Below are 20,125 nucleotides of genomic sequence, written 5' to 3'. Positions count from 1 at the left end.
CCTCTATCGGATCAACGCCAGAATCTCTTGTCCTCGCGCTGCGACTGCGCATCGCCAAAAGCCCCCAGCACCAGGCGCACCGCACCCTGCTCGGCACTGTCATGTACGGCCATCCCCAATGCCCGGTAACGAGCCATCACCTGCGGATGCGGATGGCCGAAGCTGTTTCCACGACCCCGGGAAATCAGCACGGCCCTCGGCGCCAGTCGCTGGAGAAAGTTCATCGACGAGGAACTGCGGCTGCCATGATGAGGGGCCTGCAGCCAGTCGGTGGCGACCGCCAGCGGACTGTCCAGCAAGGCCTGCTCGGCGTGGGTGTCGATGTCTCCGGTCAGCAGCAGCCGCTCCCCCCGGGCCTCGATCTGCAGCACGCAGGAACGCTGGTTGCTGTCCTGCGCCGCGGCCCATTGCCAGAGCCCGAAACTCACTCCGTCCCATTGCCAGCGCTCGCCACTGGGGCAGGTACCGGCATGCAGGGGTGCCGGCAATCCCGGGGCATCACCACTGATCACCTGGTTCACCGGCATACCGTTGCGGACCGCCAGGGCACCACCGGCATGGTCGGCATCGGCGTGACTGATCAGCATCAGGTCAAGCTCGCGTACCCCCAGCTTGCGCAGCGTTGGCAGGACCACCCGCTGGCCCAGGTCGAACGCGCCGAAGCGCGGCCCCGCGTCATACAGCAGGTTGTGATGGCGGGTACGGACCAGGATCGCCAGGCCTTGCCCGACGTCCAGTTGCCAGATTTCGGCCTGCCCTTGCGGCACCCTGGACGGCGGCGAGCACAACACCATGGCCACCAGCGGCCAGCCCAGCGGCCGTAGCGGCACGCCCGCGGGCAGCAACAACAGCAGAACACCCAGGCTGCCCAGGCCCCAGGCCCAGGGTGCAAGGGTTCCGGGTAGCCAGGCCGGTACCCGTGTCGCCACCTGGGCCAACCCCTGGAACAGGATTTCCAGCAGGCCGCCGGCCAGCCACAACAGCGCCTCACCGATCCAGGGCAGCGTCAAGGTCAGGGTCCCGAGCAAGGCCAGCGGCAGTACCGCAAGGCTGATCCAGGGCACCGCGACCAGGTTGACCCACGGGCCGCTGAGGCTGATGGGCAGGCCGAGCGCCAGCAGCCACGGCAGCAGGCCGAGGGCGATGGTCCATTGCGCGCGGGTCCAGGTTTGCCAGAGGCTCCAGGCCCCCAGCCGGCCGGCGAAACAGAAGACCAGCACCGCCACTGCGGCGAACGACAGCCAGAAACCCGGCCGCAGGCTGGCCAGGGGCTCGACCAGCAGGACCAGGTTCAGCGCCACCAGCAACGGCCACGACACCCCCAGATGGCGGTAGCGCAGGCGCCAGAGCAGCACCATGCCGATCATCGCGCAGGCCCGGCGCACCGGGACGCCAAAGCCGGCCAGCAATCCGTAGCCCAGCGCCGCGGCAAAGGCCAGGCCGCAGGCCCAGGGTAGCCAGGGCAGGTGCCGCGGCCACAGGCCATAACGCGCCAGCCCCGCCACCAGGGCATAGACCAGTGCGGCGAACAGCCCGATATGCTGCCCGGAAATCACCAGCAGGTGCACGGTGCCGGTGTCCTGCAGGACGCGCCAGGTGTCAGGCGACAAACCCGAACCATCGCCCAGCACCAGCGCCACCAGGGTCGCCGACTGGCCCCAGGCATCGACCGCCAGCAGGCGCTGACGAATCCCGTCGCGCCAGGACCCTGGCGATGCGGCCAGTCGCTGGCCGTCCTTGATGGTACCGGTGGCGCCGATCCGCTGGGCCAGCAACCAGGCCTCACGGTCGAAGCCATGGGGATTGAGCAGCCCGCTCGGCGACTTGAGCTTGACCGCCAGCCGCCAGCGCTCGCCACTGCCGACCGCGGGCCCGCCGTACCAGGCCAGGCGCATGCGCCGCGGCAGCAGCGTGCGCCGGGAGCTCGCGTCTTCCAGCACGAAGCGTTGCACCGCTCCATCGTTTTCCGGCAGTCCCACCACCTGCCCTTCCAGCCACAGTGTCTGGCCGTCCAGCTCCGCTGCCAGGCGGTCACTCAAGGCCAGGTGAGCCTGCAGGCAGGCCCAACTGAAACCGAACAGCACCAGCGCGACCGGATAGCTGCGAAACGGCAACAGCATCAGGCCGAGCAGCGACAACACCGGCAGCCACCCGAGCGGCGGCAACTGCGGCAGAAAACGCAGGCTCAACAGGCCCGCCGCCAGCGCCAACATCCCTGTGCGCATCTCTCACTCCATGAACCCGTTCAGTTCTCGGAATAGCCCGATTGGCCGGCAGCTGCTTTATCAATTGTCACAATGTCTGAATGGGTCGTCAGTAGAATCCGGGCATACTGCCCGCTTGAACCGACCGAGAAGCCCTATGCCGCGTCGCCTATTCAAACGCTACATGCCCGACCCGCAGAGCATCCGCGAACACAAGCACTTACGATTTTTCGGCCGGCTGCTCCACGATCCGAACCTCTGGCACCTCAATCGCCACTCGGTGTCACGGGCCATGGCGGTCGGCCTGTTCGCCGCACTGATACCCATCCCGTTGCAGATGCTGCTGGCGGCGTGCCTGGCGATTTTTCTGCGCGGCAACCTGCCGATCGCCGTCAGCCTGGTGTGGCTGACCAACCCGCTGACCATGCCGCCGATCTTCTATTGCACCTACAAGCTGGGAAGCTGGGTGATGAACCTGCCGCCACGCAGCCTGCCGGACGAACTGACCTGGGCGTGGATCAGCGACCAGCTGTCGACGCTGTGGCAACCCTTTCTGCTGGGTTCGGTGCTGTTGGGATTGGTGATGGCGGCCCTCGGTTACTGCCTGACCATGGGTTATTGGCGCTGGTGGGTGGCCCGGCAGTGGCAGCGGCGCCGGGAACAGCGCCGCCCCAAATGAATACCGCCCCCTGTAGGAGCGTGGCTTGCCCGCGAAGAGTTCCTTGAGAACGCCAAGAGCTTCGCGGGCAAGCCACGCTCCTACAAGGTTGCGCTGTACCAAAGAAATCGGCCCGCCAGGCATGCCAGGGTCGCTTGGGCCTACTGGCGCATGCCGCGCCCGCTGACCAGCAGCCGCGCGCAACCGAAATACAGCACCACGGTCGCCAGCAGCATGAAGGCGATGGCCACGCTGATACGGATGTCCGATACCCCCAAAATGCCATAGCGGAAGGCGTTGACCATATGCAGCACCGGGTTGGCCAGCGATACGGTCTGCCAGAACGGCGGCAGCAGGCTGATGGAGTAGAACACCCCGCCCAGGTAGGTCAGTGGCGTCAGCACGAAGGTCGGGATGATCGAGATGTCGTCGAAGTTGCGCGCGAACACCGCGTTGATGAACCCCAGCAGCGAGAAGATCGTCGCCGTCAGCACCACCACCAGCAGGGTCACGCCCAGGTGATGGACCTGCAGGTGGGTGAAGAACAGCGACAGCAGGGTCACGATGATCCCCACCATCAGACCGCGCAGCACACCGCCCAGGGTGTAGCCGATGAGGATGGTGTGCGGCGAAACCGGCGACACCATCAGTTCCTCGATCGAACGCTGGAACTTGCTGCCGAAGAAGCTCGAGACCACGTTCCCGTAGGAGTTGGTGATCACCGACATCATGATCAGCCCCGGCACGATGTACTCCATGTAGGTAAAGCCACCCATGTCGCCGATCTGCCGGCCGATCAGGTTCCCGAAGATCACGAAGTACAGGACCATGGTGATGGCCGGCGGCAGCAGGGTCTGCGGCCAGATCCGCATGAAGCGCCGCACTTCCCGGTAGACGATGGTGTTGAGGGCGACCAGGTTGGCCTGCAGCTCCGAACTCATACCGCCACCTTCGACAGATTCTTTTCTACCAGTGACACAAACAGTTCCTCAAGGCGATTGGTTTTGTTACGCAGGCTGAGGACCTCGATCTGCTGCGTGGCCAGTTGGCCGAACAGTTCGGTGATGCCCACGGATTTGTCCACCTGCACTTCCAGGGTATGGCTGTCGAGCAGCTTGCTCGGGTAGCCGATCAGGCTAGGTGCAACGGTTTGTGCATGCTTGAGGTCGAGCAGGAAGGTCTCGACATGCAACTGGCTGAGCAACTGGCGCATGCTGGTGTTCTGGACGATGGTGCCGTGATCGATGATGCCGATGTTGCGGCACAGCTGTTCGGCCTCTTCCAGGTAATGGGTGGTGAGGATGATGGTGATGCCCTTCTCGTTCAGCTCGGTGAGAAAGGTCCACATCGAACGACGCAACTCGATGTCGACCCCGGCGGTCGGCTCGTCGAGGATCAGCAGGCGCGGCTCGTGCACCAGTGCCCGGGCGATCATCAGCCGGCGCTTCATGCCGCCGGACAGCGAACGGGACGGCACGTCGCGCTTGTCCCACAGGCCCAACTGGGTCAGGTACTGCTCGGCGCGCTCCTTGGCGACCTTGGCCGGGATGCCGTAGTAGCCGGCCTGGGTCACGACGATGTCGAAGGTCTTCTCGAACTGGTTGAAGTTGAACTCCTGCGGCACCACGCCAATGCTGCGCTTGAGTGCGGCGGGTTGCCGGTCCAGGTCGTGGCCGAAGACATTCACCGTGCCGCTGGTCTTGTTCACCAGGGTCGAGAGAATGCCGATGGTGGTGGATTTGCCGGCACCGTTGGGGCCGAGCAAGGCGAAGAAGTCACCTTCGGCGACGTCCAGATCGATACCACTCAGGGCCTGGAAACCGTTGCCGTAGGTTTTGGTTAGCTGCCGGATGGACAGAGCGGAACTCATAGTGGACGATGCACCAAGAAGGAAGGAAAAAGTCGGGAAACTGCGCGAAAACCAACCGCATGGCCGGCCTTCCATAGCCCCATATAAGGGCACGCCGGGTCGTGAACAATAGCGGCGCGCCAGGACTATGGTGCTTGGCTACGCCGCACAAGTACAGCAACCCGCGTTAATAGTAGCTATTAAGTCAAAGCGGTCATGACCGCACGCTGGTAGGCCGGACGTTGCTTGAGGCGCTCGTACCAGGCACTCAAATGGGGCAACTCCGGTCGTTCGATGGGCATCTCGAACCAGGCGTAGATGAAGCTGCCCAGGGGAATGTCGCCCAGGCCGATCTCCTGGCCGGACAGGTAGGGCTGCTGCGCCAGAGCCCGGTCGGCCATGGCCAGAAGCTCGCCACAGGCTTGCAAGCCGGCGTTGATCGCGGTCCAGTCCTGCTGCTCGGCCGGCGTGCGCATGACGCCCCAGAACACCACGCGAAACGGCGCGACGAAGGACGAGGTGGCCCAGTCCATCCACTGCTCGGCACGGGCCCGCACCTGCAAGTCCGCCGGTGACCAGACCGGGTTGGCGGCGTGCCTGGCCGCCAGGTAGCGGACGATGGCGTTGGATTCCCACAGGACGAAGTCGCCATCCTCGATCATCGGCACCAGGCCATTGGGATTCTTCTCACGGTATTGCGGCGTGTTCACGACACCAAAGGCACCACCGGCATCGATGGACTCGTAGGAAAGTCCCAGCTCCTCGGCAATCCACAGTACTTTCCTGACATTCGACGAATTCTTCCGACCCCAGATCTTCAGCATGACGGCCTCTCACAGGATAAATGCCGACGCAGTCTACGCCCGATCAGCCACGACTCAAATCGCCGCGCATGTCACCTCGCAAGGGCAGCGCGTCGGCGAGGAACAGGTGGGGATAACACTCGGCCAGATGACCGAAGAACAATGCCTGTGGCACATCGGCGAACTGCCCGTGGTCGCGCAGGTATTCCATGTGCCGCTGGCCGTCATGGGTGTAGGGATGGAACACACTGTCGCTATGCCCGTCGAATTCCAGCGGTATCACCCCGAAGGCTTCGCACAACCCCTTGTCGAAAGCCGGCGTGGCCTTGACCCAGCGTCCGTCCAGATGGAGCTCGGTATAGCCGTGCATGGCGAACACTTCGCTCTTGAGCAACTCCAGCACCCGGGGCGTCGACAGGTGATTGCGTACGTCCGCCAGGCCGATCCGGGCCGGTATCCCGCAGTACCGGGCGCAGGCGGCGAGCAGGGTCGCCTTGGGCACGCAGTAGCTCTGCCCCAGCGCCAGGGCATGGCTGCCGCACAAGGTCTGCGGGTTGCGGCTGAAGGCGTAGATGTTGTAGCGAACCTCATCACGCACAGCGTAGTACAGACTGATGGCCTGTTCCCTCGGATCGCGGCTGGCGCCGCGACGACTCTCGGCGAACTCCATCACCGCCGGGTGGTCACTATCGATGAAGCGTCCTGGATTCAGATACTCGTGCATGAGCGCAGTCCCCGTGGCCAGTCTCGAGTCTAGCCCCGGGCCTTGCGCGCCGGGCACGACGATTCGGCCAAGTCACAGACCCACCGTGCCTTTCTTGCGGGCAGTGCGCGGCGGCATCCGTCCGGCGGCCCGCTCCCACCGATCTGGATACACAGCCCCGGCATCCGGCTTGCCGGATGCCGACTAAGCTCTGAAGTGTTTTTGCCCTGTCTCATGGAGGATTGAATATGCTGCTGTTGTGGATACTGGTTCTGCTGCTCGGCGTCGCCTACCTGGCACACCGGCGCATCGCCGCGCTGCCCGCCCTTGGCGCAGTGGCGCTGTATCTCCTGGCGATGGGAACCCTCGGTCATGCCCCCGGCGGCCTGATGCTGGTGCTCTGGTTGATCCTCGCGACGGTCGCCGCCCCCCTGTTGCTGCCCGACCTGCGCCGCCGGTTGTTCACGGCTCCGCTGTTCGCCTGGTTCCGCAAGGTCCTGCCGCCGATGTCCGCGACCGAACGCGATGCCATCGATGCCGGCACCGTGTGGTGGGATGGCGAACTGTTCAGCGGTCGCCCGGACTGGAACAAGCTGCTGGCCTATCCCAAGGCGCAACTGACCGAGGAAGAGCAGGCCTTCATCGACGGCCCGACCGAAGAACTCTGCGCCATGGTCAGCGACTGGCAGATCGGCCAGGACATGGATCTGCCGCCGCAAGCCTGGGCGCATATCAAGGAGCACGGCTTCTTTGCCCTGATCATTCCCAAGGAGTACGGCGGCAAGGGCTTCTCTGCCTACGCCCACTCCCAGGTGGCGATGAAGCTGGCGACCCGCAGCGGCGACCTGGCCTCCACCGTCATGGTCCCCAACTCCCTGGGGCCGGCGGAACTGCTGCTGCATTACGGTACCGAAGCGCAACGCGACCATTATCTGCCACGCCTGGCCCGCGGCGACGACATCCCCTGCTTCGCCCTGACCGGGCCACTGGCGGGCTCCGATGCCGGGGCGATGCCGGATACCGGCGTGGTCTGCAAGGGCGACTGGAACGGTGAGGAGGTCCTCGGCCTGCGCCTGAACTGGGAAAAGCGCTACATCACCCTCGGCCCCGTCGCCACCCTGCTCGGCCTGGCGTTCAAGGCTCACGACCCGGACCATCTGCTCGGTGAGCAGGAGGACCTGGGGATCAGCCTCGCGCTGATCCCCACCGATACCCCCGGCGTCGAGATCGGCCGTCGTCACCTGCCGCTGGGCGCCGCCTTCATGAATGGCCCGAACGCCGGCAAGGACGTGTTCATCCCCCTGGACTACCTCATCGGGGGCCGGGACATGCTCGGCAAGGGCTGGATGATGCTGATGAACTGCCTGTCGGTGGGCCGCTCGATCTCGCTGCCGGCGGTCGGCACCGGCGCGGCCAAGTTCACCAGCCTGGTCACCGGCCAGTACGCGCAGGTGCGCGAGCAGTTCAACGTGCCGCTGGCCGCTTTCGAAGGCATCCAGGAGGCCCTGGCACGAATCGGCGGCAATGCCTGGCTGATGGACAGTGCGCGGATGCTCACCGCCAATGCCGTGGACCTGGGCGAGAAGCCCTCGGTGCTGTCGGCGATCCTCAAGTACCACCTGACCGAACGCGGCCGCGAGTGCATCGGCCACGCGATGGATGTCCACGGCGGCAAGGGCATCATCATGGGCCCCAACAACTACCTGGGCCGCAGTTGGCAAGGTGCGCCGATCTTCATCACCGTGGAAGGCGCGAATATCCTCTCGCGCAACCTGATGATCTTCGGCCAGGGGGCGATTCGCTGCCATCCGTTCGTGCTCAAGGAAATGGCCCTGGCCGCCCGCGAGGACCACGACCAGGCACTGAAGGAGTTCGACGGCTTGTTGCTGCGGCATATCGGCTTTGCCGTGGGCAATGCCGGCAGCAGCCTGCTGCTGAACCTCGGGCTCGGACACTTCGAAGCGGCACCGGGCAACCGCCTGAGCCAGAAATATTTCCGGGCCCTGAATCGCCAGGCGGCGGCCTTCGCCCTGCTGGCCGACCTGAGCATGATGCTGCTCGGTGGCGAGCTGAAACGCCGCGAGCGGTTGTCAGCCCGCCTGGGCGATGTGCTCAGCCACCTGTATCTCGGCTCGGCGGCGCTCAAGCGTTATCACGACCTGGACTCGCCGCAAGCGCTCGACCCGCTGCTGAGCTGGGCCCTGGAAGAAAGCCTCGGCCACGCCGAACGGGCCCTGGACGAACTGCTGCGCAACTTCCCCAGCCGGCTGCTCGGTTGCCTGTTGCGGGTCATCGTGTTCCCGTTCGGCCGTCGGCATACCGGGCCGTCGGACGCCCTCGATGCCGAAGTCGCCGCGGTGCTGGGCCGAGCCAAGGGCGATCCGGCCCTGGAAGCGATCCTCGCCGGCTGCTATCGCCCGCAAGCGGCGGACGATCCGGTGGGTGCCCTGCAGCAAGCCCACGACCTGTTGGCCGCCAGCCATGAAGCGCAGAAGAAACTGCACACGGCACTCAGGAGCGGCCAGCTCGCGCCGGCCCCCGGGGAATCGGCGATCGATGCCGGCCTGGAGGCCGGCGTGCTGCAGCCGCGCGAGGCGCAGAGCCTGCGCGAGGCCGAAGCGGCACGGCGCAGGGTGATCGACGTGGACGACTTCAGCAAGGAGGAACTGAGCCCGAGCGCGGGCAAGGTGCGCTGACGCCGGGGCGACCGGCGACGCCCCGTTTGTCGCCCCACCGCGCTCGACGGGACAACAGGCGTGCGGAGCTTTATACTCCCGCGCCTGTTTTATTCTTGAGGCCCCTGCCATGTCCAACGTACTTGCCGATCATCTGGTCCTGCTCGACCACCTGCGCAGCATCCTGGTCGCCGTCGGCGAAGCCGAACAGGTGCCCGAGGAAAGCCACGCGTTGTTCCTGGAGCGCTTCGATGAACTGCGCGCGCAACTGCCGGTCGATCCGATCGAAAGCCAGTACCTGGGCCAGGACCTGCTGTGCCAGGTGATCCAGCGCTACCCGCAGATCGCCCATCTGGTCCCGCGCGACCTGCTGTGGTTCTTCGGCGGCGATTGCCTGCACTACATGCCCGACGAGGAACTGGACCTGTACCAGGCCCTGGAAGAGCGCCGCTACGAAGCCGAACAGAACGACGAGCCGTTCGACTGGAACCAGGAAAAGCAGTTGCTGGCGCTGTCGGATCAGGACAGCAAGCACTGATTTCCCGCCTCCCCTCTCCGAGGGTCAATTGCGCCCCGTGGCTTGACGCCGCCCTGTAGGAGCCGGGCTTGCCCGCGAAGAGGTCCTTGAGGACACTAAAAGCTTCGCGGGCAAGCCCGGCTCCTGCAAGGCCCGTTGCGCCTCCCGGGTCAAGGTGATACCGAGGCCTGGGCGGATTTAAGGGTCGGCTCCCGCGCCAGGCACTCCACCAGATAATCGATGAACACCCGCAACTTCGGCGACAGGTAGGGCGTCGGCGGATACAGCAGCCACAGCCCGCCATGGTAGGACGCGAGGAAAGTCCACTGCGGCAATACCTGCACGATCTCGCCCCGCTCCAGGGCATGTTTGGCCGTGAAATACGGCAGGCTGCCAATGCCGATATGCTGCCGCACCGCGTCCAGCCGCACCCCCGTATGATTGGCCGCATAGCGCCCGCGCACGCCAACCGTCACCGTCTTGCCACCCCGCCTGAATTTCCAGCGCGAATCGTTGGGCGTATCCCCCAGATAGATGCAACTGTGCTCCAGCAGGTCATGGGGATGCCGCGGCGTCCCGTGCTCGGCCAGGTAGTGCGGGGTCGCGCACAGCAGGTGCTCGATGGGCATCAACTGGCGCCCCACCAGCCCCACCGGTGGGTGATCGGTGATGCGCAGGATCAGGTCGACATTGTCCTCGATCAGGTCGACGGGACGGTCTTCAAGAATCATCTGCACGTCGACCTGTGGATAACGTCGCAGAAACGCCGGCATGTGCGGGTGCACCACGAAGCGCCCCACCGCCTTCGGCACGCTGACGCGCACCAGGCCTTGCGCCTCGTCGGTGTACTGACCGCTGATCTCCATGACCGAGCGGGCCGCATTGACCATCTCCCGGCATCGCTTGAAAGTCTCCTCGCCGCTTTCACTGAGGCGCAGCTTGCGCGTGGTGCGCTGCAGCAGTCGGGTTGCCAGGGCCTTTTCCAGGCGGGCGATCGAGCGGCTGACGGCCGAAGGTGACGAGCCGAGCTGACGGGCCGCCTCGGAGAAACTGCCGGTTTCGACCACCTTGACGAAAATCGCCATTTCGCCCAGCAGTGCCAGGGGTGGATTCATGCTCATGACGCACAGGTCCATTGAGATTTGAGTGGATTATCACATGTCCAGGCCATTTTTATACTGGCCACCGACAAGGCTGATCAGCGCCCCGCCCCTCAACGACTGCCCCGTGGAAACCGTCATGCACTCCCAGTACCTCCCTGAATTCATCGCCCTGGCGACCATCCATTTTCTCGCCGTGGTCGCCCCCGGCCCGGACTTCGCCGTGACCATCCGCCAGAGCGTACGCTTCGGTCGGCTGGTCGGACTGCTGACGGCCATCGGCATTGGCGCCGGCATCTCGGTGCATGTGCTGTACACGCTGCTGGGCGTCGGCGCATTGATGAACAGCGCACCCTGGCTGCTGCATGTCGCCAAGGTCATCGGGGCCAGCTACATCCTCTACCTGGGCCTCAACCTGCTCAGGAGCAAACCGCAGGCGGCACGGGCGGACATCGCCGCACAGGCGGCGGATGGAGCGCCGCGCCAGGGCCTGTTCAAGGCCTTTTCAACCGGTTTCCTGACCAACGCCACCAACCCCAAGGCGACGCTGTTCTTCCTGGCGATCTTCACCACGGTGGTCAGCACCTCGACACCGCTGCAGATCCAGGCGCTCTATGGGCTCTGGATGTGCGCCGTCAACGCGCTGTGGTTCATCCTGGTCAGCCTGCTGTTTTCCAGCGAGCGGGTACGCCAGGCCTTCCTGAGAATGGGTCACTGGTTCGAGCGCAGCATGGGCGTCGTGCTGATCCTCTTTGCCGGGCGGCTGGTACTGTCCCTGTAAGCCCGACCGCGCCGACATGGAAGGCGTGCTGCAAGCAGATTTGCACGACAGTTGTGCGAAAAATCGACGGACAAGGGCTCCCTTATCACGCGCTCAAGGTGTTAGCTTGAACAGGTTTTTGTCTGATCGATCAGATATTTCCCACAATCCGCTTGCAAAGGAATGCCTCCTGCAATGAACTTCGCACTCAAACGACTGGCCTGCGCCACGCTGCTGGCCGGTCTCTCGGCGCTCGCCATCCCCGCCTCGGCCAACCTCAGCGCAAAACAGAACGAGGCTATTCTCAAGTCCTTCAGCGACACTTCGGTCACGGATTTCCGGCAGTTCCTCGGCAGCCTGGGCAAGAGCGAGCTGGCGAAGAGCGCCAACCTGGGCCCGGCCATCAGCGCGTTCCTGGGCAACAAGAGCCTGCCCCCCGAACAGCAGAACGAGATCCACCGCCTGCTCGGCCTGTATGCACGGGTGAAGTATGGCAAGGCCGCCACCGAAACCCTGCGCGAACTGGTCGAGATCCCGACCTTTCGCGTCGACGGCGTGGAGCAGCACGACAACCCGGAGTTCATCCGGATCGCCGACAGGATCAAGAGCCTGGCACAGTCCTTCAACCTGAACTTTCGCAACATCGACAACCGCGTCTACGAAATCTCCCTCGACGGCAGCGGCAAGGAAGTCGTAGGTATTCACGCCCATGCCGACGTAGTGCCGGTGACCCCGGAGAATTGGGTCCTGAAGGACGGCACCCGCCTTGATCCCTTCAAGGTCACCCTGATCGGCGACCGCATGTATGGCCGCGGCACCGAGGATGACAAGAACGGTATCGTGGTGGCGCTCTACGCGATGAAGATCATCAAGGAAGAGAAGCTGCCGCTGGCAAGAAACTTCAAGCTGCTGATCGATACCACCGAGGAAACCAGCGGTGACGCCATCCCCTACTACTTCGAACGCAACCCGACGCCCGACTACAACCTGGCGCTGGATGGCGGCTACCCGGTGGTGATCGCCGAAAAAGGCTACGGCACAGTTATGGCCCGCTTTGCCCGGCGTACGGCAGAAGGCCAGGGCGCCGAGATCACCGCGCTGACCGGTGGCCTGGCGACCAACCAGATCCCTTCGGCATCGGTCGCCACCCTGGTCACCGACCGGCCCGCCGAACTGGCTGCCAGCCTGCAGAAGGCCGGCGCCGATTACGTCAGGCAGCATGGCGACAACTTCGAGGTGACTGCCAAGGTTGCCGGCAAGGATGTCACGCTGACCGTCACCGGCGTTTCCGCCCACTCCTCCGAACCCGAATCGGGCGTCAACCCGGTGGCGCGGATGCTGGACTTCATCCACAGCCTGGACGGCAAGGTCGCGCTCAAGCACAACCACATCACCGATGCCGCCCGCTACGCCGCCGACAACTGGGGGCTGGACTACCTGGGCAACAAGCTGGGCGTCGGTTTTGCCGATGACTTCATGGGCCCGCTGACCACCTCGCTGACCTATGTCGGGCTGGATGAAAAGGTTCTCAAGCTGGCGGTCAACCTGCGGGTACCGAAGGGCAGGAGCCCGCAGGTGCTCAAGTCCGAAATCGCCGAAAAGCTCGAGGCCTGGAGCAGCAAGACCCATGTGGCAGTGACCTTCGACTACAAGATCGCCGAACCGATGTACCGCAACCCCGAGGGTGAGTGGGTCAAGGCGCTGCTTGCGGTCGCCAGCGAGAACCTCGGCATGCCGCACACGTTCGGCACCTCCGCCGGTGCGACTTCGGTCCATGAACTGCCCAATGGTGTGCAGTTCGGCCTGGCCCGGCCGGAGGTCAAGTACACCGGGCACACCGACAACGAGTTCAAGACGGTGGAGCAGTTCCAACTGGACCTGCAGATCGTCACCGAGATGATGGGACGCATCGGACAGTTGCCAAAGCTCTGATGGCATTCAGGGCCCGCGGCTACAGCGGGTCCTTTCTTCATGCAGTCCGGAACACAACCTTGCAGCACCGACCCGGCGACTCTAGACCTGGTCGGTGAACACGACTCATGTCAGCCAACCAGTGCCTGTCAGTAACCCGCTTCCCGCTGATGCCGGAAGGCCAGGACATACACCGCTTCTTCCGCAGGAACAAAGCGGTAGAGTGCAACATAGCCGCCATCACCAAAAGCAATGACCAGCTCGCGCAACTCAGGTAATTCAACGAAGGGTCTACCTATGAGTGGATCCGTCTCCAGACGCATCAATTGCTGCTCAATGACTTGAGCCGCCCTGCGTGAGACCTGACGATCCTTATCCAGCAGAAAACAACGGCAATGCTCCAATCCTTCAGAGGCAACCGCCGCCACAATCAATCGTGGCACTTGGGAAGCTCCGATTCTTCCTCGGTCCCCCAGGTTTTAAGCCAGTCGCGGGTCTCGGTCCCGGTCAAATGCTGTCCCGTTTCCTGGTAGGCCCTCCATGAGGCCAACGCTTCCTGCTTGAAACTTTCCCGTGCCTCCTCTCGCTCCACATACTGAGAGATAGCTTCACGCATGATCCAGTGCGCCGAGCGTTGTCGGGCTCCCGCCAGTTGCTGGATGCGGAGCTTCAAGTCCTCATCGATCTTGATCGAGGTCGCCATGTCGTCTTCTCATATATTCATAGGTATCACCTTTGAATAAGGTAACAAGCACACTGTACCCCGTCCATTCATCCAACAGCAGCCTGATGAACGGGTACGAGCCACTCCCGAACCTGGCAAAAAGAAAAGGCCTACGAATTAACAAGACACATACATCTATTGTGTAGGCAGGGTCCGACTACTAGATTTGGGAGCAATTCTCCCAGGCACGGCAGGACTGCGCCGCCGGTGACAACCGACACGCGTTCGAAACAGGCTTCCTGTTTCGCCTGCAGGAGCAGTTGCTCGCAACGGCAAGGGAGGGACTGACACACGAGGAGACGACGGCATCGCGATCCGTTCGGACCACCATCAGGCGAGACACTCGTCGCCGAAGACCTGAATAACGCGCACGAACAAAAACGCCGCTCATTGCTGAGCGGCGTTTTCATTTAATTTGGAGCGGGAAACGAGACTCGAACTCGCGACCCCGACCTTGGCAAGGTCGTGCTCTACCAACTGAGCTATTCCCGCAAATGGCGTCCCCTAGGGGACTCGAACCCCTGTTACCGCCGTGAAAGGGCGGTGTCCTAGGCCACTAGACGAAGGGGACACGCTACCCGGAACACATGGTGTGTGTTACGGTGCACAGAATCACATCCGAAGACCTGACCCTGGTTTCACTCGACCCTGCCCGAAGGCAAGACCGTTTAAAATTGGAGCGGGAAACGAGACTCGAACTCGCGACCCCGACCTTGGCAAGGTCGTGCTCTACCAACTGAGCTATTCCCGCATTGGCGTCCCCTAGGGGACTCGAACCCCTGTTACCGCCGTGAAAGGGCGGTGTCCTAGGCCACTAGACGAAGGGGACACGCTACAACATTCACTCCCTGCCGCGTTTCGCTGTGTGCTTTACGCTGCAAGTGGCGCGCATTCTATGGATGGTTCGCAGGGTCGTCAACCCCCAAAGATAAATTTATTTAAATCAATGACTTCGCCCCGCTTTGCAGCCCTTTTGGAAGCGTTCTCGCGTCCTGGGTTTGACGCCTGTATTCTGGCGCTCGACAAGACGCTATAGTCCGCCAGCCTAAATAGTGGCAATGTGCACATATCTCTGGAGAAGCACTCTGGCGCCGTGCAGCACGTCATTCGACGCTATCAGCGATAACGCCAAGCCACTACACTGATTCTGCACTACACCTTGAAGAGGTCTTAACGGTGACACCACTCATGATCACCCTGCTGGTCGCAGCCGGGATCTTTCTCCTGATCGGCATCGGCTTCCTCAACCATATGGCCGAGAACAGCAAGCTGGAAAAGGCTCGTCTCAAGGTCGAACTCGGCGATCGCCTGCGTCGTTGCGGCGAACTCACCGAAACCTTCCCCGGCCAGTTCATGAGTCCCGGGCTCAAGCTGCTGCTGACGCGCCTGGAACTCAACGTCACCCAGCGCCTGCTGAACATGGAAAAGGGCAACGAGCGCCTCAAGACCCGCATCGCCGAACTCAACGGCCTGGTTGCCCAGGGCGAATCGATCCCGATCAACAATCCAACCGCGCCGATCCAGACCGAAGCCAAGGCCAAGGACGTACGCTTCCTGCTCGAAGCCATGCACAGCCAGATCACCCGCGCCGCACAGGAAGGCTTCCTGCCCGCCAACGAGGCCAAGCAATGGATTCGCGAGGTTCGCCATATCCTGGTGCTGCTGCACATCGAGTTCTTCAACAACCTCGGGCAGCAGGCCTTGCAACAGGAACAACCAGGGCAGGCACGCCTGGCCTTCGAGCGGGGCGCGCAGTACCTGCGCAAGCAGCAGGAACCGGCGATGTATGCCGAACAGCTGCAACTGATGGAAAAACTGCTGGCCCGGGCCAATGCGCTGGTGCTGGAGACGTCCCAGCCGGCCGAGGACGATGTGAACGAGTTGACCCAGGGGCTCAAGGAAGTCGAGGCGGACTGGAAGAAGAAGGCGATCTACGACTGAGGCGGGTTGGCGGGGAGAATGGCCGCCGTTGGCGGTTCGCGGGCAAGCCCGGCTCCTGCAGGGGATGGTTGTGGTGCCAACAAGCCTTGGAGCGGAAGCTGTCCGCGAATGGGCTTTCAAGCCAGACTCATGACCTTGGAGCCCCCCCAAGAGATCGAACCAGGTTCATGTTTCGACAGGCATAAAAAAACGGACACGCCAGCGTGTCCGTTTTTTTATGCCTGGAGCCAATGCCCGAACGGCATCAGGCTACCGGATTCAGCGGCTTTTCCGGGTACCAGACGTCCAGCAGCGGGCTGACTTCGACCGAGGTCAGTTCGCTGCGGCCCTTGAGCCAGGCTTCAACGGCAGCGCGCTGCTCTTCGGAAACCGAGCCACGCTTGATCAGGCAGACCAGACCGAAGTCATCGCCACCGACATAGCCCAGACCGTTGGCTTCCATGGCTTCCTTCAGGAAAGCGTCGAGGAACGCATCGATAGCCTGTTCACTCAGGTCTTCTTTGAAATCCAGGTTCAGCTCGAAACCCAGCTCTTGAAACTCATCCACGCACAGTTTTTTGCGCAGACGCCGGGAACGGTTGGTCGCCATGAAACAATCCTCAAAAGTAATAACGGGCGGCACTTTAGCAGTTTAAGGGCGCAATTGCCCGGCTCCGTGCACAACACCGACCGAACGGCAGGAAAAATTCGCGCGAACGCCATGGCCGGCGGCCCCCCCACGAGCACCAGCCTGATGCATAATGCCGTCACTTTCATGACCGTAGAGGGCTTTTTTATCCACGCCCTCATATTTTTCCCCTCGGCTGCAGGGCTTTATTGCACATGACCAAATCTTTACGCCCATGGCTACTCGCCAGTTTTCTCCTGCCCCTGGCACTCCCCGCTTACGCCGCTCCCGTCAACACCACCCTGTCCCCCAAAGTCCAGCAGGCGATCAAGGCCAACAAGCTGCAGGACAATGCCCTGTCGCTGGTCACGCTGCCGCTCGACGGCCCCGGCACCCCGACGGTGTTCAACGCCGACGTGTCGGTGAACCCGGCCTCGACCATGAAGCTGATCACCACCTATTCCGCCCTGGAAATGCTTGGCCCCAATCACCAGTGGAAAACCGAGTTCTACACCGACGGCACCCTGAGCGACGGCATCCTCAACGGCAACCTGTACCTCAAGGGCGGCGGCGACCCCAAGCTGAACATGGAAAAGCTCTGGCTGCTGATGCGCGACCTGCGGGCCAACGGCGTGACCCAAGTGACCGGCGACCTGGTGCTCGACCGCAGTTTCTTCGTCCCACCGCAACAACTGCCGGAGTTCGACGACGACGGCAACGACGAGAACCGGCCGTTCCTGGTCAAGCCCGATGCCCTGCTGGTCAACCTCAAGGCGCTGCGCTTCGTGGCCCGCAACGACTCGGGCAAGGTGCTGGTCTCGGTCGAGCCGCCGATCGCCAGCATCCACATCGATAACCAGGTCAAGGTGATCAACGCCAAGCAGTGCAGCGGCGATGTGCGCTACAACCCGGTAACCCAGGCCGACGGTTCGACCACTGTCACCGTCAGCGGCCAATTGGCCGAGGGCTGCAGCTCGCAGACCTACCTGTCGCTGCTCGACCACCCGACCTACACCGCCGGTGCCGTACGCGCCATCTGGAAGGAACTGGGCGGCAGCATCCAGGGCAAGGACCGCCAGGACGTGGTGCCCAAGGACGCCAAGGTCCTGGCCCGCGCCTTCTCGCCGGACCTGACGGAGATCATCCGCGACATCAACAAATACAGTAACAACACCATGGCCCAGCAGTTGTTCCTCAGCCTGGGCGCGAAATTCCGCAACGATGCCGACGGCGACGACGCCAAGGCCGCCCAGCGGGTCATCCGCCAGTGGCTGGCGCAAAAGGGCATCACCGCCCCGCACCTGGTGATGGAAAACGGCTCCGGTCTGTCGCGCTCCGAGCGCGTCAGTGCACGGGAAATGGCCAGCATGCTGCAGGCGGCCTGGAAGAGCCCCTATGCCGCGGAGTTCATCAGTTCGCTGCCGATCACCGGCATGGACGGCACCATGCGCAAGCGCCTGAAACACACGGCGATGTCGGGCGAGGCGCATATCAAGACCGGCACCCTGAACACCGTGCGGGCGATTGCCGGCTTCAGCCGCGACAGCAATGGCACGACCTGGGCGGTGGTGGCGATTCTCAACGATCCGAAACCCTGGGGCGCTTCCTCGATACTCGACCAGGTTCTGCTGGACCTGTATCGCCAGCCACGGCCGGCCCGGTCCGACGACTGACGCCTCTCGTCGAAACGGTGGTGCGCCGACCGGTCCCTCAGTCCTGCTCCACCATCACCCGGTCGCGGCCATTCTGCTTGGCCAGGTAGACCCCAGAGTCCGCCCGCAGCAACAGGGCGTCGGCCCCTTCCCCCGCCCGCCAGCTGGCGATGCCGAAACTCGCCGTCACCTGGCCGACCCGCTCGAAGGGCGTGGCCCGCAGCCCCAGCCACAACTCCAGGGCCAGGGTCTCGGCCTGTTCGGCGTCGGTATTGGGACACAACACCATGAATTCCTCGCCCCCCAGGCGACAGAACACATCGGTGCGTCGCAGGCGATGATTGATCCGCTGGCACAGCTCCTTGAGCACCCGATCGCCTTCGGCATGACCGTACTGATCGTTGATGCGCTTGAAATGATCGATATCGAGCATGATTACCGCCAAGTGGTCAGACCCACGTTGCACCCGCGCCAGCTCGACCCGTAACCGTTCCTGGAAGTAGCGCCGGTTGTAGATGCCGGTCAGAGAATCGGTGACCGACAGCGCCCGCAGCTCCTCCTCGACCCGCTTGAGATCGGAGATATCCGAGAGGTAGCCGTGCCAGAGCACGGCGCCGTCGGGCAGGCGTTCGGGCGTGGCCTCGCCACGCAACCAGCGCAGCCCACGGGTGGGCAGCAGCACGCGGAATTCCTCGCGCCAGGGGCTGAGCTGCCCCGCCGAAACCTGGATCGAAGCCCGCAGCGGGTCCAGGTCATCCGGGTGTACCCGCTCGAACGCCGGCTCGGCATCCTCCTGCAGGCGTTGGGTATCGACCTCGAACATATCCCCGGTGCCGGCGCTGACATAGACGAAATGCGCACTGCCGTCGAGATTGAGCTGGTACTGATAGATGCTGCCGGGCACGTTGGCACTGAGCTTTTCCAGCAACAGGTCACGGCCGCGCAATTGCGCGGTGCGCTGCTCCACCAGGCGCAGGGCGCGCTGGCGCTGGCTGACCAGGTTGTACAGCAAGGCACTGAGCAGCACGCTCAGGAGCCCACCCAGTACCCCCAGGCTGACCACCGACGAATGATTGGACTGCATGAAGGCTTCGCTGGGGTTGAGGGTCACCTGGTAATCGCGATCGGCCAGCCGCAACAGGCGTACGGCCACCAGTGCACTCTCCGCCGGCGGATTGAGCGACTGGTACAACAGCTCGTGCTCGGCGGCGGTCGACAGGTCGAGGATGCGCACCGACAGGTTGTCGTGGCTCTGCTCCGGCAAGCCGTCGGCCAACAGCTGGCGCATGCTGATCACCGCCAGTACGTAGCCAAGGGGCCCCGGTTGCGGCTGCCCGACGGTGGCCGACATGACCACCGGAGCCACCAGCAATGCCCCACGGGCGTAATCCGGCTCGACGCCTACCAGGTTCAACGGCGGCGAAATCGCCATGAGGCCAGATTGGCGGGCACGCTCCAGGGTCTCCCGGCGCTGGGGTTGCGCCAACAGGTCATGACCCAGCGGCGAGCCGAGGGAGCTTTGGGTCTCGCTGTAGAGCACCGGCACGTACTCGTCCCGTACGCTCGCCGGACGCAGGCGCCCCTGGGCATCGAGCTCCCGGATGGAAAAATCGCCGAACCCCTCGGCCCGGACCCGCCGCTCGAACAGTTTGCGTGCACTGCCTCCGACCCGTGGCGCCCAGGCATAGGCCTGGGTGCGCAGCAGCAGCGGCCGGGCATAACCGGCGAACTCGCGGCGCGAGACCACATCGGAATTGACGAAAAAGCGCCGCAGGCTGTCGAGCCGCTGCACCTGATCGTCGAAGCGCTCCTCGATACGGCTAAAACGCTCGCTGGCCAACAGCTCGAAACGCTGTTGCAACTGGCGCTCATAAAGACCGCGGGTCCCAACGGCCAGCAGCAGCGTCAGCAGCCCACCGCCGAGCAGGACCAGCACGGCGACCAGCCACGCGGAGGCATCCTCGCTGATAAAGCCAAGAATCTTGGGGCGTACGGCATGCGACGACATAGGCGACAACTCA

The 20,125-nt window shown here is 63.4% G+C and carries 17 protein-coding genes and 4 tRNA genes; 7 read left to right on the top strand and 14 right to left on the bottom strand.

Annotated elements, in window-relative coordinates; genetic code table 11:
• Positions 1-11: 11 nt before the first annotated feature.
• A complete protein-coding gene (locus tag ACM62G_RS20400) occupies positions 12-2,225 on the bottom strand; it encodes a DNA internalization-related competence protein ComEC/Rec2 (protein ID WP_419735414.1) in 2,214 nt (737 codons plus the stop codon).
• 136 nt (positions 2,226-2,361) lie between these two features.
• Between ACM62G_RS20400 and ACM62G_RS20395 the strand changes: the two genes are divergently transcribed.
• Positions 2,362-2,883: a DUF2062 domain-containing protein gene (locus ACM62G_RS20395; RefSeq protein WP_054061435.1), complete on the top strand. Its 522-nt coding sequence runs from the start codon at positions 2,362-2,364 to the stop codon at positions 2,881-2,883.
• Between the two features lie 140 nt (positions 2,884-3,023).
• On the opposite strand, the gene ACM62G_RS20390 is transcribed toward ACM62G_RS20395, so the two are convergent.
• The 4 genes from ACM62G_RS20390 to ACM62G_RS20375 form a co-directional block, all read right to left on the bottom strand.
• Positions 3,024-3,803, bottom strand: a complete 780-nt coding sequence (locus ACM62G_RS20390; RefSeq protein ID WP_419735413.1) for an ABC transporter permease — start codon at positions 3,801-3,803, stop codon at positions 3,024-3,026.
• Positions 3,800-4,732, bottom strand: coding sequence for an ABC transporter ATP-binding protein (locus tag ACM62G_RS20385; RefSeq protein ID WP_054061437.1), 933 nt, complete (start codon positions 4,730-4,732; stop codon positions 3,800-3,802). Before ACM62G_RS20385 ends, ACM62G_RS20390 begins: the two co-directional genes overlap by 4 nt.
• 179 nt (positions 4,733-4,911) lie before the next feature.
• Positions 4,912-5,535, bottom strand: coding sequence for a glutathione S-transferase family protein (locus ACM62G_RS20380; protein ID WP_054061438.1), 624 nt, complete (start codon positions 5,533-5,535; stop codon positions 4,912-4,914).
• 43 nt (positions 5,536-5,578) lie between these two features.
• Complete coding sequence (locus tag ACM62G_RS20375; protein ID WP_419735412.1) at positions 5,579-6,238, bottom strand: transglutaminase-like domain-containing protein; 660 nt, start codon at positions 6,236-6,238, stop codon at positions 5,579-5,581.
• 227 nt (positions 6,239-6,465) lie between these two features.
• Between ACM62G_RS20375 and ACM62G_RS20370 the strand changes: the two genes are divergently transcribed.
• Both ACM62G_RS20370 and ACM62G_RS20365 read left to right on the top strand, forming a co-directional pair.
• Positions 6,466-8,913: an acyl-CoA dehydrogenase gene (locus ACM62G_RS20370; protein WP_419735411.1), complete on the top strand. Its 2,448-nt coding sequence runs from the start codon at positions 6,466-6,468 to the stop codon at positions 8,911-8,913.
• Positions 8,914-9,022: 109 nt separating this feature from the next.
• A complete protein-coding gene (locus tag ACM62G_RS20365) occupies positions 9,023-9,430 on the top strand; it encodes a PA2817 family protein (RefSeq protein ID WP_017905788.1) in 408 nt (135 codons plus the stop codon).
• Positions 9,431-9,579: 149 nt separating this feature from the next.
• Here the strand turns inward: ACM62G_RS20365 and ACM62G_RS20360 are convergent, their stop codons facing one another.
• On the bottom strand, positions 9,580-10,530 hold the full coding sequence (locus tag ACM62G_RS20360) for a LysR family transcriptional regulator (RefSeq protein WP_054063015.1): 951 nt from the start codon (positions 10,528-10,530) through the stop codon (positions 9,580-9,582).
• A 118-nt stretch (positions 10,531-10,648) separates the two neighbouring features.
• Here ACM62G_RS20360 and ACM62G_RS20355 point away from each other — a divergent pair, with 118 nt between their 5' ends.
• Both ACM62G_RS20355 and ACM62G_RS20350 read left to right on the top strand, forming a co-directional pair.
• Positions 10,649-11,290, top strand: coding sequence for a LysE family translocator (locus ACM62G_RS20355; RefSeq protein WP_419735410.1), 642 nt, complete (start codon positions 10,649-10,651; stop codon positions 11,288-11,290).
• Between the two features lie 174 nt (positions 11,291-11,464).
• Positions 11,465-13,201: a dipeptidase gene (locus ACM62G_RS20350; RefSeq protein ID WP_419735409.1), complete on the top strand. Its 1,737-nt coding sequence runs from the start codon at positions 11,465-11,467 to the stop codon at positions 13,199-13,201.
• 128 nt (positions 13,202-13,329) lie between these two features.
• Here ACM62G_RS20350 and ACM62G_RS20345 read toward each other — a convergent pair whose 3' ends face one another.
• From ACM62G_RS20345 to ACM62G_RS20320, 6 genes are all read right to left on the bottom strand, one after another.
• Entirely contained in the window at positions 13,330-13,584 is a 255-nt protein-coding gene (locus tag ACM62G_RS20345) for a type II toxin-antitoxin system RelE/ParE family toxin (RefSeq protein WP_419737542.1), read from the bottom strand.
• Between the two features lie 26 nt (positions 13,585-13,610).
• The gene (locus ACM62G_RS20340; RefSeq protein WP_054061411.1) at positions 13,611-13,883 is read right to left on the bottom strand and encodes a CopG family ribbon-helix-helix protein; all 273 of its coding nucleotides are present in this window, start codon (positions 13,881-13,883) and stop codon (positions 13,611-13,613) included.
• Between the two features lie 437 nt (positions 13,884-14,320).
• Positions 14,321-14,396 (bottom strand) — tRNA-Gly (locus ACM62G_RS20335).
• Between the two features lie 3 nt (positions 14,397-14,399).
• Positions 14,400-14,475 (bottom strand) — tRNA-Glu (locus ACM62G_RS20330).
• Positions 14,476-14,579: 104 nt separating this feature from the next.
• Positions 14,580-14,655, bottom strand: a tRNA-Gly gene (locus ACM62G_RS20325).
• A gap of 2 nt (positions 14,656-14,657) precedes the next feature.
• A tRNA-Glu gene (locus ACM62G_RS20320) sits at positions 14,658-14,733 on the bottom strand.
• A gap of 347 nt (positions 14,734-15,080) precedes the next feature.
• Between ACM62G_RS20320 and ACM62G_RS20315 the strand changes: the two genes are divergently transcribed.
• Positions 15,081-15,845: a hypothetical protein gene (locus ACM62G_RS20315; RefSeq protein WP_081006129.1), complete on the top strand. Its 765-nt coding sequence runs from the start codon at positions 15,081-15,083 to the stop codon at positions 15,843-15,845.
• A gap of 244 nt (positions 15,846-16,089) precedes the next feature.
• On the opposite strand, the gene ACM62G_RS20310 is transcribed toward ACM62G_RS20315, so the two are convergent.
• Positions 16,090-16,434: a YggL family protein gene (locus tag ACM62G_RS20310; protein WP_017901935.1), complete on the bottom strand. Its 345-nt coding sequence runs from the start codon at positions 16,432-16,434 to the stop codon at positions 16,090-16,092.
• Between the two features lie 233 nt (positions 16,435-16,667).
• Between ACM62G_RS20310 and dacB the strand changes: the two genes are divergently transcribed.
• Positions 16,668-18,125 carry a D-alanyl-D-alanine carboxypeptidase/D-alanyl-D-alanine-endopeptidase gene (dacB, locus tag ACM62G_RS20305; RefSeq protein ID WP_054061413.1) on the top strand — a complete coding sequence of 486 codons (1,458 nt, stop codon included), beginning with the start codon at positions 16,668-16,670 and terminating at the stop codon, positions 18,123-18,125.
• Positions 18,126-18,162: 37 nt separating this feature from the next.
• On the opposite strand, the gene ACM62G_RS20300 is transcribed toward dacB, so the two are convergent.
• Positions 18,163-20,112, bottom strand: coding sequence for a diguanylate cyclase (locus ACM62G_RS20300; RefSeq protein ID WP_419735408.1), 1,950 nt, complete (start codon positions 20,110-20,112; stop codon positions 18,163-18,165).
• Positions 20,113-20,125: the final 13 nt, after the last annotated feature.

Source organism: Pseudomonas sp. COR18 (assembly GCF_048568395.1).
GTDB classification, from domain to species: Bacteria; Pseudomonadota; Gammaproteobacteria; order Pseudomonadales; family Pseudomonadaceae; genus Aquipseudomonas; species Aquipseudomonas fuscovaginae_B.
The sequence above is the reverse complement of the archived record's forward strand: the minus strand, read 5'-3'. Positions and strand labels throughout refer to the sequence as shown.